This window comes from Hymenobacter coalescens, assembly GCF_054783195.1.
Genome location: NZ_BAAGRA010000026.1, coordinates 1 through 14,360, shown reverse-complemented (window position 1 = coordinate 14,360; position 14,360 = coordinate 1). Strand labels below are relative to the sequence as shown.

Annotated in this window: 10 protein-coding genes; 7 read left to right on the top strand and 3 right to left on the bottom strand. The window is 65.0% G+C overall.

Translation table 11 applies throughout. The features are described 5' to 3' along the window. Positions 1-70: 70 nt before the first annotated feature. The 4 genes from ACYVKQ_RS21675 to acs all read left to right on the top strand — a co-directional run bounded on the left by ACYVKQ_RS21675 (position 71) and on the right by acs (position 7,473). Positions 71-2,815: an ATP-binding protein gene (locus ACYVKQ_RS21675; protein ID WP_460677461.1), complete on the top strand. Its 2,745-nt coding sequence runs from the start codon at positions 71-73 to the stop codon at positions 2,813-2,815. Positions 2,816-2,907: 92 nt separating this feature from the next. Further along, a complete protein-coding gene (locus ACYVKQ_RS21670) occupies positions 2,908-3,300 on the top strand; it encodes a response regulator transcription factor (protein WP_460677460.1) in 393 nt (130 codons plus the stop codon). A 134-nt stretch (positions 3,301-3,434) separates the two neighbouring features. Continuing rightward, positions 3,435-5,420: a propionyl-CoA synthetase gene (locus tag ACYVKQ_RS21665; RefSeq protein WP_460677459.1), complete on the top strand. Its 1,986-nt coding sequence runs from the start codon at positions 3,435-3,437 to the stop codon at positions 5,418-5,420. A gap of 124 nt (positions 5,421-5,544) precedes the next feature. Then, positions 5,545-7,473: an acetate--CoA ligase gene (gene acs, locus ACYVKQ_RS21660; protein ID WP_460677458.1), complete on the top strand. Its 1,929-nt coding sequence runs from the start codon at positions 5,545-5,547 to the stop codon at positions 7,471-7,473. 194 nt (positions 7,474-7,667) lie between these two features. Here acs and ACYVKQ_RS21655 read toward each other — a convergent pair whose 3' ends face one another. Both ACYVKQ_RS21655 and ACYVKQ_RS21650 read right to left on the bottom strand, forming a co-directional pair. Further along, positions 7,668-8,219: a hypothetical protein gene (locus ACYVKQ_RS21655; RefSeq protein ID WP_460677457.1), complete on the bottom strand. Its 552-nt coding sequence runs from the start codon at positions 8,217-8,219 to the stop codon at positions 7,668-7,670. A 12-nt stretch (positions 8,220-8,231) separates the two neighbouring features. Further along, the gene (locus ACYVKQ_RS21650) at positions 8,232-9,386 is read right to left on the bottom strand and encodes a zinc-dependent alcohol dehydrogenase (RefSeq protein ID WP_460677456.1); all 1,155 of its coding nucleotides are present in this window, start codon (positions 9,384-9,386) and stop codon (positions 8,232-8,234) included. A gap of 334 nt (positions 9,387-9,720) precedes the next feature. On the opposite strand from ACYVKQ_RS21650, the gene ACYVKQ_RS21645 reads away from it, so the two are divergent. Then, the gene (locus ACYVKQ_RS21645) at positions 9,721-10,323 is read left to right on the top strand and encodes an SET domain-containing protein (protein WP_460677455.1); all 603 of its coding nucleotides are present in this window, start codon (positions 9,721-9,723) and stop codon (positions 10,321-10,323) included. An 80-nt stretch (positions 10,324-10,403) separates the two neighbouring features. Further along, positions 10,404-11,762 carry an MATE family efflux transporter gene (locus ACYVKQ_RS21640; RefSeq protein ID WP_460677454.1) on the top strand — a complete coding sequence of 453 codons (1,359 nt, stop codon included), beginning with the start codon at positions 10,404-10,406 and terminating at the stop codon, positions 11,760-11,762. Positions 11,763-11,846: 84 nt separating this feature from the next. Here ACYVKQ_RS21640 and fahA read toward each other — a convergent pair whose 3' ends face one another. Continuing rightward, positions 11,847-13,127: a fumarylacetoacetase gene (gene fahA / locus ACYVKQ_RS21635; RefSeq protein ID WP_460677453.1), complete on the bottom strand. Its 1,281-nt coding sequence runs from the start codon at positions 13,125-13,127 to the stop codon at positions 11,847-11,849. Between the two features lie 242 nt (positions 13,128-13,369). Between fahA and ACYVKQ_RS21630 the strand changes: the two genes are divergently transcribed. Continuing rightward, positions 13,370-14,053, top strand: coding sequence for a hypothetical protein (locus ACYVKQ_RS21630; protein ID WP_460677452.1), 684 nt, complete (start codon positions 13,370-13,372; stop codon positions 14,051-14,053). Positions 14,054-14,360 lie beyond the last annotated feature (307 nt).

The following is a 14,360-nucleotide window of genomic DNA, read 5'->3' as shown; positions in this document are numbered from 1 at the left end:
GCGCCCAACGCCCCAAGCCCGCGCCCGCCACGTCGCGCCTCCCATCTGACCACCTCCCCAACTCGGTCCCTTGAATAAGCTGCTCGTCATTGGTTGTTCGCTCGGCTACCTGCTGCTGTTGTTTGCGGTGGCCTATGCCGCGGAGCACCGCTCGGCCCGGCGCCGCAGCCTGGTGAGCAACCCGTACGTGTACGCCCTGAGCATGGCCGTGTACTGCACGGCCTGGACGTACTACGGGTCGGTGGGGCGGGCTACGCGCACAGGGCTGGAGTTTGCGGCCGTATACCTGGGCCCGGCGCTGCTGGCCCCGGCGTGGTGGCTGGTGCTGCGCAAGATGATTCGCATCTGCCGGCAGCAAAGCCTCACCTCCCTGGCCGATTTCGTTTCGGCGCGCTACGGCAAGAGCGCGGCATTGGGCGCCTTGGTGACGGTGCTGTGCGTGCTCGGTGTGGTGCCTTACATCGCCCTGCAAATCAAAGCAATTGCCCAGTCCTTCGTCATCATCACCGAACCCACGGCCGCGGTGGCGGGGCTGGGCTTTGGCCCCGACGCGGCCCAGGTAACGGCCCTGTATACGACGGTGGCGCTGGCGTTTTTCAGCATCATCTTCGGGGTGCGCTCCGTGGAAGCCACCGAGCGGCACGAAGGCATCGTGCTGGCCATTGCCCTGGAGTCCTTGCTGAAGCTCGTTGCCTTCCTGGCCGTGGGGCTTTTCGTGTGCTACGGCCTGTTCGACGGGCTGCGGGACGTGTTTGACCGGGCCGCGGCCGTGCCGGCCCTGCAGCGCCTGTTCACCCTGCAGCAGGCCGACAGCAGCCCCGCCCAGTGGCTGACGGTGCTGCTGCTGAGCGCGGCGGCCATTCTGCTGCTGCCCCGGCAGTTTCAGGTGGCCGTGGTAGAAAACGCCCGCGAAGACCACCTGCGCAAGGCCATGTGGCTGTTTCCGCTCTACCTGTTGGTCATCAACCTCTTCGTGCTGCCCCTGGCCCTGGGGGGCGCCCTGCGCTTCGGCCTGGGCGACCACGCCCCGGACGCCGATACCTTCGTGCTGGCCCTGCCGTTGAGCAGCGGGCGCCCCGGCCTGGCCCTGCTGACTTACCTGGGCGGCGTGTCGGCCGCTTCCTCGATGATCATCGTGGAGACGGTGGCGCTGAGCGTGATGATCAGCAACCACCTGCTCATGCCGCTGTTGGTGCAGGTCCCCGCGGCGCGGCCCGCGCTGCAGCAGCGCTGGTTTGCGTACCTGGGCCGGGTGGTGCTGCACAGCCGGCGCCTAGCGGTGGTGCTGGTGCTGCTGCTGGCCTTTGTCTATTACGCCACCATCGGCCGGCAGCTGCCGCTGGTCAACATCGGGCTGGTGAGTTTCGCCGCGGTGGCCCAGCTGGCGCCGGCGGTGCTGGGCGGGCTGTACTGGAAAGGGGGCACCCGGGCCGGGGCCGCGGCCGGGTTGCTGGCCGGCTTTGCGGTGTGGTGTTACATCTTGGTGCTGCCCACCGTCATCAGCCCCGGCGCCGCGCCCAGCCTGTTTGGGCAGGCGCTGCCGCCGTGGCTGCGGCTGCAAGGGCTAGACCCGCTCACCGACGCCCTGTTCTGGAGCTGGCTGCTCAACATCGGCTGCTACGTGGGCGTGTCGCTGGCCGGGCAGCCCTCGGCGGTGGAGCAACGGCAAGCCGAAGCCTTCGTCGATGTGTTTCGCTTCCGCAACCTGTTCGACTCGCCCTCGGCCTGGCAGGGCCTGGCTCCCTTGCCCGATTTGCGCGCCGTGCTGGTGGGCTTCCTGGGCCGCAAGCGCGCCACCCAGGCCCTGCGGGAGTTCGACGCGCAGTTTCCGGACGCGGCCTCGCACGCCGCCGACGGCACCCCGGCGGCCCACGCCGACCCGCGCCTGCTGGCCTACGCCGAAACGCTGCTGGCCGGCACCATCGGCCCGGCCTCGGCGCGCCTGCTGCTGGCCTCCTCGGTGGGCGCCGAGGAAATGAGCTTCGACCACGTGGTGGGCGTGCTGCGTGAGTCGCAGCTGCTGCTGGAAGCCAACCGCGAGCTGCGCAAGCAGCAGCGGCAGCTGCAGCGCCTCACCGAGGAACTGCAGTCGGCCTACGACAAGCTGCAGGAGCTGGACCAGCAGAAAGACGAGTTTCTGTATACCGTGACCCACGAGCTGCGCACCCCGCTGACCAGCATCCGCGCCCTCTCGGAAATCTTGTACGACAACCCCGACCTGGACGAAGCGGAGCGGCAGCGCTTTCAGGGCACCATCACCAAGGAAACCGAGCGGCTGAGCCGGCTCATCTCCCTGGTGCTCGATCTGGAGAAGTTCGAATCGGGCAAGGCCACGCTGGAGCGCACGCCGGTCGACGTGGCCGAGGTCATTCACGACGCCACCGAGGCCGTGGGGCAGCTCGTGCGCGACAAGCAGCTGCGCCTCGACGTGGTGGTGCCGCCCGGCCTGCCGCCCGTGTCCGGCGACCGGGACCGGCTCATACAGGTGCTGGTGAACCTGCTCTCGAACGCGGTCAAGTCGTGCCCGGCCGGGGCGGGGCGCATTGCCATCGAGGCCCGCCACACCGGCAACGGCGTGCGCCTGACCGTGGCCGACAACGGCAAGGGCATCGACCCGGCGTTTCACGAGCTGATCTTCGACAAGTTTTTCCAGGCCAAAAACCAGACGGTGCGCAAGCCCGAAGGCTCGGGCCTGGGGCTGGCCATCAGCAAGCGCATCGTGGAGCTGCACGAGGGCCGCATCGGCGTCGACTCGGCCCCGCAGCAAGGTGCCCGCTTCTGGGTGGAGCTGCCCGCCGCGCCGGCCCCGGGCTGAGGCCGGCCCGCGGCGGCAGTCAACGCCCCCGGCTGCGTGGCAACAACGGTTTTTTGCGTTCCTTAATCCGCCGTTGCCGCGTACTTCTGCTTATGAACCCAACCAACCCAACCGCCCCCAAAGTCCTGGTGGTGGACGACGAGCCCAACATCGTGATGTCGCTGGAATTTCTGCTGCGCAAGGCGGGCTACGCCGTCAGCATCGCCCGCAACGGCACGGAGGCCCTGGAGGCCCTGGACCGGGAGCCTTTTGGCGTGGTGCTGCTCGACATCATGATGCCCGACCTCGACGGCTACCACGTGTGCCGCCACCTGCGGCGGCTGCCCGGCCAGCAGGGCACCAAAGTCATTTTTCTCTCGGCCAAAAGCCGCGAAGCCGACGTGCAGAAAGGCCTGGATGCCGGCGCCGATCTGTACCTGACCAAGCCCTTCTCCACGCGCCAACTGCTGGAAAAAGTCCGCGAGCTGGCTCCGCTGACGACGTAGCGCCGCTGCGGTGCGGACTTGCAAGTCCGCACCGCAGCGGCGCTACGCCCAATCGTTGGCCGACGAAGAGTACCATCCGGGACGCGGCCTGCGCAGGCCGCGCCACACCGCGCCGTTCCTCCCCAACCAATGCCATGAAACCCGCCCCACTACCTTCCGCTCTTTCCTACCCGGCGGCCCACGCCGCCAGCCTGGCCGATCCGGCCGCGTTCTGGGCCGAGCAGGCCCGCGCGCTGACCTGGTTCCTGGCCCCGCCGGCGCCGACGCTCACCACGGACGAGCAGGGCTTCTACCGTTGGTTTCGAGGCGGGCAGCTCAACACCTGCTTCCTGTGCCTGGATTACCACGTGGCCCACGGCCGGGCCGAGCAGGTGGCCCTGGTGCAGGATTCGCCCGTAACCGGCACGGTGCGCCACTTCACCTACCGCGAGCTGCTGGACCGCACGGCCCGCTTTGCGGGCGGGCTGCGCGAACTGGGCGTCGGGCAGGGCGACCGGGTTATCATTTACATGCCCAACGTGCCCGAAGCCGTCGTGGCCATGCTGGCCTGCGCCCGCCTCGGGGCGGTGCACTCGGTGGTGTTCGGCGGTTTTGCCCCGCATGAGCTGGCTGTGCGCATCGACGATGCCCGGCCCAAGGTCGTCGTGTCGGCTTCCGGCGGTATCGAAATCGACCGCATCATTCCCTACAAGCCGCTGGTGGATGCCGCCATCGAGCAGGCCCGCTTCAAGCCCGAGCACGTGGTCGTGCTGCAGCGCGAGGCCCTCAGCCACGCAGTGCACGCCCGCATGCAGCCCGGCCGCGACGTGGACTATGAGCAGCTGCTGGCGGCTGCCCCCGTGCCCTGCGTGCCCCTGGACGCCACCGATCCGCTCTACATCCTGTACACCTCCGGTACCACCGGCAAGCCCAAGGGCGTGGTGCGCGACCACGGCGGGCACGCCGTGGCGCTGAAGTTCAGCATGAGCGCGGTGTACGGCGTGCAGCCCGGCGAGGTGTTCTGGGCCGCCTCCGACATCGGCTGGGCCGTGGGCCACAGCTTCAGCGTGTACGGGCCGTTGCTGCACGGCTGCACCACGGTGCTCTACGAGGGCAAGCCCGTGCGCACGCCCGACGCCGGCGCGTTCTGGCGAGTGGTGCAGGCCCACGGGGTAAGCGTGCTGTTCACGGCGCCCACCGCCATCCGCGCCATCAAGAAAGAAGACCCGGATGGCCGCCTGCGCCGCGGCTACGACCTGAGCACCTTGCGTCAGCTGTTTCTGGCCGGCGAGCGGTGCGACCCGGCCACCTATGCGTGGGCGCAGGCCCAGCTCGGCGTGCCGGTGGTTGACCATTGGTGGCAAACGGAATCGGGCTGGCCGATGCTGGCCACGTGCGTGGGCCTGGCCGCGGCGCCCGCGCCGCGCGCCGGCTCGGCCGGGCACCCGGTGCCGGGCTACGACGTGCAGATCCTGGACGACGCCGGGCAGCCCGTGCCTGCCGGTACCACTGGCTTGGTGGCCGTGCGCCTGCCGCTGCCGCCCGGCTGCCTGCCCACGCTCTGGCAGGACGATGCGCGGTTTCAGCAGTCCTACCTGAGCACCTTTCCGGGCTACTACTTCTCCGGCGACGGCGGCTACCGCGACGCTGAGGGCTACGTTTACATCATGGGGCGCGTCGATGACGTCATCAACGTGGCCGGGCACCGCCTGAGCACCGGCGAAATGGAAGAGCTGCTGGCGGCCCACCCGGCCGTAGCCGAGTGTGCCGTGCTCGGCATCCACGACGAGCTGCGCGGGCAGCGCCCCCTGGGCCTGGTGGTGCTCAAAGACGGGCAGACCATCGGCGAAGCCCAGCTGGAAGCCGAACTGGTGCAGGACATCCGCGCGCAGATCGGAGCCGTGGCCTGCTTCCGCGAGGCCTTGGTGGTGAAGCGCCTGCCCAAAACGCGCTCCGGCAAAATTCTGCGCAAGGCCATGCGCCAGCTGGCCGACGGCGAGGATTGCCCCGTGCCGGCTACCATCGACGACCCGCTTATTCTCGACGAAATCCGGGCCGCGCTGGCCGCCCGCGGCCTTGGCTGCGCCGGCCGGGAGCCGCAGGCCGCGTTGGCCCCCCTGGCTACCGGCCCGCGCTCCTGACGCCGCCACCGCCGGCGGGCGGCCGGCCCCAAGTACCACTTTCTTCCCCCTGCTTCCGCACACCTTTACCCAGCCCGCTGCCATGCCTACCGACACTTCTCTTCTTACTCCTTCTTCCGCCGCCATGACGACCCGTGTTCCGCAGCATCCGCGCATCCGCTCGTTCGAAGACTACCAAACCGCCTACCGCCGCAGCATCGACGACCCCGATGCTTTCTGGGCTGAGGTGGCCGAACCCTTTACCTGGCGCCGCAAGTGGACCTCGGTGCGCGGCGGGGAGTTTTCGCCCGCCGGCCGCAGCACCTGGTTCGACGGCGCCCGGCTGAACATCACCGAGAACTGCCTCGACCGCCACTTGGCCCAGCGCGGCAACAAGCTGGCCATCATCTGGGAGCCCAACGACCCCAAGCAGCGCCACCTGCGCCTCACGTACCGCGAACTGCACCAAGAGGTGTGCAAGTTTGCCAACGTGCTCCACAACCTCGGCGTGGAGAAGGGCGACCGGGTGTGCCTCTACATGCCCATGATTCCGTCGCTGGCCATTGCCGTGCTGGCCTGTGCCCGCATCGGCGCCACCCATTCGGTCATCTTCGCCGGCTTCAGTAGCACGGCCATTGCCGACCGCGTCAACGACGCCGAGGCCAGCTTCGTCATCACGGCCGACGGGCTGAACCGGGGCGCCAAGCAAATTCCGGTGAAACGCGTCGTGGACGAGGCGCTGGAGCACTGCCCCTCCGTGCGCAAGGTGCTGGTAGTGGAGCACCTGGGCTGGCCGGTGCACATGCACGAAGGCCGCGACGTGTGGTACCACGAAGAAGCGCTGGACGTAGCCAAGACCTGCCCGGCCGAGGAAATGGCCGCCGAAGACCCGCTGTTTATTCTCTACACCTCCGGCTCCACCGGCAAGCCCAAGGGCGTGGTGCACACCACCGCTGGCTACATGGTGTGGGCCGATTACACCTTCCGCAACGTGTTTCAGGTAGAGGAAAACGACGTGTACTGGTGCACCGCCGACGTGGGCTGGGTAACGGGCCACTCGTACCTGCTCTACGGCCCGCTGCTGGCCGGGGCCACCTCGCTCATGTTTGAGGGCGTGCCCACGTACCCCGACGCCGGCCGTTTCTGGGAAGTCATCGACAAGCACTCGGTCACCATTTTCTACACCGCGCCCACCGCCATCCGCTCGCTTATGGCGGCCCCCCTGGACAACGTGCTCAGCTATTCGCTCGACTCGCTGCGGGTGCTCGGCTCGGTGGGGGAGCCCATCAACGAGGAAGCCTGGTACTGGTACTACCAGCACGTGGGCAAGGAGCGCTGCCCCATCGTGGATACCTGGTGGCAAACGGAAACCGCCGGCATCATGCTGTCGGCCCTGGCCGGCATCACGCCCAGCAAGCCGGCCCACGCCGGCCTGCCGCTGCCGGGCGTGCAGCCCGTGCTGCTCACGCAGGAGGGGCAGGAAATCGAGGGCAACGAGCAGGAAGGCTATCTGGCCCTGAAAGCCTCGTGGCCGGGCGTGATCCGCACCACCTGGGGCGACCATGAGCGCGCCCAGCAAACCTACTTCCAGCCGTACGCCGGCTACTACTTCACCGGCGACGGCGCCCGGCGCGACGAGAACGGCCTGTACCGCATCATCGGCCGCGTCGACGACGTCATCAACGTATCGGGACACCGCTTCGGAACCGCCGAAATCGAAAACGCCATCAACCAGAACCCCCACGTGGTGGAATCGGCCGTGGTGGGCTACCCCCACGACGTGAAGGGGCAGGGCATCTACGCCTACGTCATCTGCCGCTCGGGCGACTGCGACAGGGAAACCGACCGGCACCACGTCGAGGCCAGCATCATCGAAACCGTGGTGGCAGAAATCGGTAAAATCGCCCGGCCCGACAAAATCCAGATTGTCTCGGGCCTGCCCAAAACGCGCTCCGGCAAAATCATGCGCCGCATCCTGCGCAAGGTGGCCGAAGGCGAAACCGGCAGCCTCGGCGACACCACCACCCTGCTCGACCCGGCCGTGGTGGACGAAATCATCGGCGGGCGGAAATAGCGTAGCTTGAATGCACCAATCCAGAGGAGCCGTGGAATTAGGCTACCGGCCCCAGCATCAGCAGTTGCCTTAGACGCAGCGAGTGCCCTACGTGGTCTTGGCCACAAAAAGCAATGAGGCCGCCTCTTATACACACGGCCCGGCAGGTTCAGTACCTGCCGGGCCGTGTGTATGTACGGGGAGAATAAAGCAACTTAGTCCTGCTCGTAGTAAGCGCCGCGGTAATGTTTCGGCTTTTTCTTTGATTTTTTGCCGCCGGAGCTAAGCAGGTATAGGCCGCCGACCGCTAACGCTGCTACCGTGGTCAGCTTCAGGATCAGGCTGGTGCGGTTGTGCTTCCACTCCACGGGGTAGCCCTTCTCGGCGTAGATGTTGGGAACCTTGCCGTGCACCAGGTCGCTCAGCACGCCTTCCACCACGTTCACGCGGTCGGCCAGGATCAGCGGCAGCCAGTGGGCGTACTCGTTTTCGCTGTAGTGAAAGGCCGCCCGCCGGATCCAGCCGCTCAGGCCACTGGGCGGCGCGGGCGTGCCGAACACGGCCGACACGTTGGGGCGCTCCACGGAGCGCAACACCTCCGTATCTTCGGGCTGCAGCGACTGCGGCCGGTGCTTGTAGTCGGGGTCCTGCGTGATGTTCATGCGGGCCCGCATGGGGTACGTAGGGTCGTTTTCGGGGTCAGCATCGATGCCCCAGCCTTTGATCTGATGGGGGTCGATGGGCGTATTAATCACGTTCTTTTCCATGGTTGGGCGGCGTTATTGGTTGGCGGTGGGAGGGAGCAGCACGGTTTTGATGCAGTTGTCCAGCTTGGCCGAGAACATGCGGTAGCCGTCGGCCACTTCCTCCAGGGGCAGGCGGTGGGTAATCAGGCCCTTGGGGTTGAGCACCCCGTTCTGCACGTGGTCGATCAGGCGCGGCAGCAGGCGCTTCACCGAGGACTGGTTGCCCCGGATGGTGAGGCCCTTGTTGAGCACGTTGCCGATGGGCACCAGGTTGTCGGTGGGGCCGTACACGCCCACAATCGACACCACCCCGCCTTTTTTCACGGAGTTGATGGCCCAGTGCAGCGCGGTAGCCGAGCCGGCTTGCAGCAGCAGCTTGCGGCCGGTGATGGTTTGCATGGTGTTGCCGGCCGCCTCGGCGCCCACCGCGTCAATCACGCAGTCCGGCCCCAGCCAATCGGTGATTTTCTTGAAGAACAGCACCGGGTCGCCCATCTCGTTGAAGTTGTAGGCCTCGCAGTAAGAATAGTTGCGGGCAAACTCCAGGCGGTAATCCTCTTGGTCGACAATCATGACGCGGCCGGCGCCAAACAGCCAGGCGCAGCGGGCCGCCATGATGCCGATGGGCCCCGCGCCGAACACCAGCACGGTGTCACCCTTCTGGATGCCAGCCATTTCGGCAGCCTGGTAGCCGGTGGGCACTACGTCGGTGAGCAGCACGGCGTCGTCCAGGTCCATGCCCTCGGGAATGATGGTGGGGCCCACGTTGGCGTAGGGCACGCGGCAGTACTCGGCCTGGCCGCCGTTGAAGCCGCCGGCGGTGTGCGAGTAGCCATAAATGGCCCCCACGGCCGTGGCCTCGGTATTGGATTCGTGGCAGTTGCCGAACATGCCCTGGCGGCAAAAGTGGCACTCGCCGCAGGCAATGTTGAAGGGCACAATCACCCGGTCGCCAACCTTTACTTTGGTGACTTCGCTGCCCACTTCCACGATTTCGCCCACGAACTCGTGGCCGAAGGTGGAGCCCACGCGGGTATCGGGCACGTTGCCGTTGTAGAGGTGCAGGTCGGAGCCGCAGATGCAGGTGCGCAGCACCTTCACGATGGCGTCCTGCGGGTGCTTAATTTCCGGCATCGGCTTCTGCACGGCGCGGACCCTTTTCGGGCCCCGGTAATCCATGGCTAGCATACAGATCTGGGTTTGGTTGTGGATGTGGGTGGTGATGATGCTGAGGAGGCGGTGCGGCCCGCGCGCTGTCGAGCCGAGCCACAAACCATAGCCAATAAGTACTATCCCCTCTGGGTAAGGTTACGGCGCGGGGCGCTATTCGGCTGAAATACGTGTTTGACTGAATGGCTACGTATAAAAACGGATAAGAGGCCGCGCTTTGCAGGAAGATTGCGCAGGCTGCTTGCTTATCCGATGGCCGCCGGCCCGGTGGTTTGCGTAGGCTTCGGCGCCCGGGCTAGGGCCGCCACCGGGATTTGGCTACTATTGCACTTCTCCGCTTTCTGCTCCCTCCATGATTCACCCCAACACCGAACTACGCTTCATTTCCCCCGAAATCGGCTACGGCGTGGTGGCCACGCGCTTCATTCCCAAGGGCACGATCTGCTGGATCTTCGACGCCTTCGACCAGACTTTCAGCCCGGAGCGGGTGCAGCAGCTGGACCAGATGCACAAGGACATCCTCAACAAGTACAGCTACCGCGACGCCAAGGGCGACTTTGTGCTGTGCTGGGACAACTCCCGCTTCGTCAACCACTCCTTCAACAGCTCGCTGGTGTCCACGGCCTACAACTTCGAGCTGGCCGTGCGCGACATTCACCCCGGCGAGGAACTGACCGACGACTACGGCTACCTGAACGTGTGGGAGCCGTTCGATTGCCTGCCCGAGCCCGGCAGCACCCGCACCCGGGTGCTCCCCGACGATTTATTGAACTTCCACCCGGAGTGGGACGCGAAGCTGATCGACGCTTTCCGCCACTTCAACCACGTGGAGCAGCCCCTGCTGCCGCTGCTGGAAACGGCCCACCAAGCCACCGTGGAAGCCGTGGCCGCCGGCCGCCGGCCCATGGATTCCATCCTGAACTGCTACTACAAAGGCGAAATGGTGAAGTTGTGAACCGGTGAGTTGACGTTCCGCTTGCCCCGTTCGAACATCAACTCACCGGTTCGCCGTTTCACCATTTCACCGCCCACCCCATGCCTCGTCGTCGGCGCCCGGCCTCTTACCGCGCCATCCTCGACATCGCGGCGCCCATCATGCTGGGCAGCCTGGCACAGAGCGCCATTTACCTGACGGATTCGGTGTTTGTGGGCCGGCTGGGCGAAGTGCCGCTGGCCGCCATCGGCCTCGGCGGCCTGCTGTTCTACCTGCTCACCACCGTGGGCGCGGGCCTGGCCGTGGGCCTGCAGATTCTGACGGCCCGGCGCATCGGGCAGGGCCGCCGCCGCGCCGTCGGCCGCCTGTTCGACAACGCCCTGTACCTGAGCGCGGCGCTGGCGGCCGGGCTGGCCGGGCTCAGCTTTGCCCTGGCGCCGTGGCTGGCGGCGCGGCTGGTCGACGATGCCGCCGTGGCAGCCGCCATGTGCCGCTACCTGCGGGCCGTGGTGTGGGCGCTGCCGGCCAGCTTCGGGTGGCACTGCCTCGTGGGCTTTTACACCGGCATCGGCCGCACGCGCATCATCAGCCTGAGCACCCTGCTCATGACGCTGGCCAACGTGCTGTTCAACTACGGCTGGGTGTGGGGCGGGCTGGGCCTGCCGCGGCTGGGCATTGCCGGCTCGGCCTGGGCCACGGTGGTGTCGGAGGCCCTGGGGGCCGTGGTGCTGCTGGGGGCGCTGCTGCGGCCGGGACTGCGCCCGCGCTATGCCCTGCTGCGCTACCGCCCGTTGCGCCTCGCCTTGCGGCGGCTGCTGCTGATTGGAGCCCCCATCGTGGGCAAGCAACTGGTGGAAACGGCCGGCTGGTTTGGCTTCTTCGTGCTGGTAGGCGAGCTGGGCCGCGAGGCCCTGGCCGTGTCCAACATCGTGCGCAGCGTGTACACGGTGGTGAGCCTGCCCTCCCTGGCGCTGGCTTCGGCCATTTACACGCTCACCAGCCGCTACCTCGGCCAGCGCCGGCCCGAGCTGCTGGCGCCGGTGGTGGGGCGTACCGTGGTGCTCAGCCTGCTGGTGACGCTGCCCTCGGCCCTGGCCATCTGGCTGCTGCCCGTACACATCGGTGGCCTCTTCACCTCCGAGGCCGCGCTGAACGCCGCCCTGGTACCCCTGGCGCCGGTGCTGGCGCTGATCCTGGTGCTGTTTGCCATCAGCAACATTCTCTACAACAGCATCATTGGCCTGGGCGGCGCGGCGCAGGCGTTCCAGATGGAAGTAGTAGCCATTGGCACGTACCTGGCGGCGGCCTACGCGGCGGTGCGCTGGTGGCGGTGGCCGCTGGCTGGCGTGTGGGCCTCGGAGCTGGTGTACTGGCTGGTGCTCGGCGGGCTGGCCACCGGCTACCTGCTGCTGCGGCGCTACCGGCGGCTGCGTTTGGAAAGGATAGACTTCAAAGCGTAAAAGCCCGCCGTGCGGCTCAGCGCCGAACTTCGGTTCGCGCTGAGCCGCACGGCGGGCTTTTACGTGCTTTTATAGGCCGCTGCGCTACTCCGCCGCCGGCAGCACCGTGCCGCGCACCTCCCCGAAGCCGATGCGCAGCGGGCCGCGCTGGCAGAAGCCGCGCATCACCACCGTGTCGCCGTCGTTGATAAACTTGCGCTGCGAGCCGTCGGCGAGGGTAAGGGGCTTGGTGCCGCGCCAGGTCAGCTCCAGCATCGAGCCGTACGAATCGGGCGAGGCCCCGCTGATGGTGCCCGAGGCGTACAGGTCGCCGACTTCCAGCGGGCAGCCGTTGGAGGCGTGGTGGGCCAGCTGCTGGGCCATGCTCCAGTACATGTCGCGGAAATTGGTGCGGCTGATGACGGTTTCGGGGCCGCCTTGCGGAGCCAGGCTCACCTCCAGCTGAATGTCGAAGTTGTGCGCGCCCGACTGCTGCAGGTAGGGCAGGGGCTCCGGGTCCTGCTCGGGGCCGGCCACGCGGAAGGGCTCCAGCGCGTCCATCGTCACCACCCAGGGCGACACGCTGCTGCCGAAGTTCTTGCCCAGAAACGGCCCCAGCGGCACGTATTCCCAGCTCTGCAGGTCCCTGGCCGACCAGTCGTTGAACAGCAGCAGCCCGAAGATGTGGTCCTCGGCTTCGGCCAGCGGCACCGTGTCGCCCAGCTGCGTGGCCTGGCCCACCACCATCGATACTTCCAGCTCAAAATCTAGCTGCTGCGAGGGGCCGAAGGTGGGCACCTGCGCGTCGGGGGCCTTGCGCTGCCCGTTGGGGCGCCGAATGTCGGTGCCGCTCACCACGATGCTGCTGGTGCGGCCGTGGTAGCCGATGGGAATCCACTTCCAGTTGGGCAGCAGCGCGTTGTTGGGGTCGCGGAACATGGTGCCCACGTTGGTGGCGTGCTCGATGCTGCTGTAAAAGTCGGTGTAGTTCTGGGGCTTCACCGGGCGCAGCAGTTGCACCTCGCGCTGGCGCAGCAGGCAGGTGCGCATGGCCTCCTCGTTGTCGCGCAGCTCGCCGTTGTCGTGGCGCAGCAGCTCTGATACGCGCTGGCGCACGGCCCGCCACGCCGGCCGGCCCAGCCGGATGAAGCCGTTGAGGGAGCGGCGGCGAAACACCTTGGGCTCGGTGGGCAAATCCAGCCCGCGGAAAAAGCCGAACTGGCTCACGGCGTACAAATCCAGCACGTACTCGCCAATGGCCACGCCCACGCGGGTGCCGCGCTCCTCGGTGAAGAACACGCCGAAGGGCAGGTTCTGGAGGGGAAAGTCGCTGGTGGGCGCAATGTCAATCCAGGAGTGCAGGGCGGGGTCGTTGGGGTTGGCCATGGGGCGGAATGCGGAGGGTGGTACGGCGGCAAAGGTAGAAGCCGGGGCGGAATGCGGGAAAAGCCGCTCCCCCAGGGGGTGCTTGCACGCAATTAACGGCCGGGCTATCTTGAGCCGCATCCGGCCGCAGCAGCTGCCGCTACTGCTCCGGCGGTGGGGTTTCGGTTATAGCGCTACAGGTGGTACGATAACCGAAATTTCAGACTTACTTAATAGCGGCAATAGGAATGTTACCAGCAATTATGACGACTGACCGAAAACTTAAAATCATCTTTGGGTTTTTATCCATTGGGCTTTTAACAACTTTGCTTATCAAGTTGAAAGATGTCCCAGGCGGAATAGTTCTGTCTGGACTTTTTTTAGGCGGAATGATGATAGTTGGAATTGTTCTGGGCTGTTTGATATTGACAGGTGTTCTAAAACTGCTTTTTAAGCGAACTTCTTTTCTGACATTATTTTTCATCACGACAACGATTTCCTTCTTTGCATTCCACTATCAATTGTATTCACCGGCATTGACAATTAAAGTTCCTAATGGGTATAAGGGAGAAATCAATCTTGTATTATCCAACGTCAAAGAGAATATATTAACGATTGATAGTAACGGCATAGGCTATTTAACAGAGAGGGCCTTTAATAAAACATATTCCAGGCCAAAGGTTGAGCAGATTGACGGCAAAAATCTTGATGATTATTTAATTGGGTTCAATCCATCAGCCTTTTTTGGAAAGGGAAAAAGTTGTTGTATAGGAAAACGTGAAGTTCACAGCTTGTCTTTTAAAATCGGAACAAAACCCCATTTAGAAGACGAATACTTTGCAAGTAGGAATCTTATTGAAACAGTGGACACAGCCAAAGCAATACTTATGAAATTTGACAAATACTCGACTGTTGGCGAAACGACAGTTATAATAGAGCAAGAATAACTGCTGGTAACATCGGTTTTGCAATATGGTGGCTGAAGAACAAGTGCTGAACAAATGAACATCATTAAACATTATCAATAAATTTAAGCTAACGTAACACGGAATGCCACCACATCGCAAAGCCGTTTTACGTTAACTACACGCTCCAAAACTACCGCGCTCCGCCTCCGCTGAAACCGGCAAAAGTGGGGCGCTGCTGTTGTCGGCACGTTCGAAAAGCGAACAACCAATAACGAACACCTAAGGCATTGCTACAGTATCATAGATAGGGTACCGTTTTTCTTAGCGCGCAGCAGGAGTACCGCTT

Bases quoted from the DNA above. Each gene is read 5' to 3' on its own strand.
- ACYVKQ_RS21670 (WP_460677460.1), top strand. From the start codon at position 2,908: ATGAACCCAACCAACCCAACCGCCCCCAAAGTCCTGGTGGTGGACGAC.
- ACYVKQ_RS21665 (WP_460677459.1), top strand. From the start codon at position 3,435: ATGAAACCCGCCCCACTACCTTCCGCTCTTTCCTACCCGGCGGCCCAC.
- acs (WP_460677458.1), top strand. From the start codon at position 5,545: ATGACGACCCGTGTTCCGCAGCATCCGCGCATCCGCTCGTTCGAAGAC.
- ACYVKQ_RS21655 (WP_460677457.1), bottom strand. From the start codon at position 8,219: ATGGAAAAGAACGTGATTAATACGCCCATCGACCCCCATCAGATCAAA.
- ACYVKQ_RS21650 (WP_460677456.1), bottom strand. From the start codon at position 9,386: ATGCTAGCCATGGATTACCGGGGCCCGAAAAGGGTCCGCGCCGTGCAG.
- ACYVKQ_RS21645 (WP_460677455.1), top strand. From the start codon at position 9,721: ATGATTCACCCCAACACCGAACTACGCTTCATTTCCCCCGAAATCGGC.
- ACYVKQ_RS21640 (WP_460677454.1), top strand. From the start codon at position 10,404: ATGCCTCGTCGTCGGCGCCCGGCCTCTTACCGCGCCATCCTCGACATC.
- fahA (WP_460677453.1), bottom strand. From the start codon at position 13,127: ATGGCCAACCCCAACGACCCCGCCCTGCACTCCTGGATTGACATTGCG.
- ACYVKQ_RS21630 (WP_460677452.1), top strand. From the start codon at position 13,370: ATGACGACTGACCGAAAACTTAAAATCATCTTTGGGTTTTTATCCATT.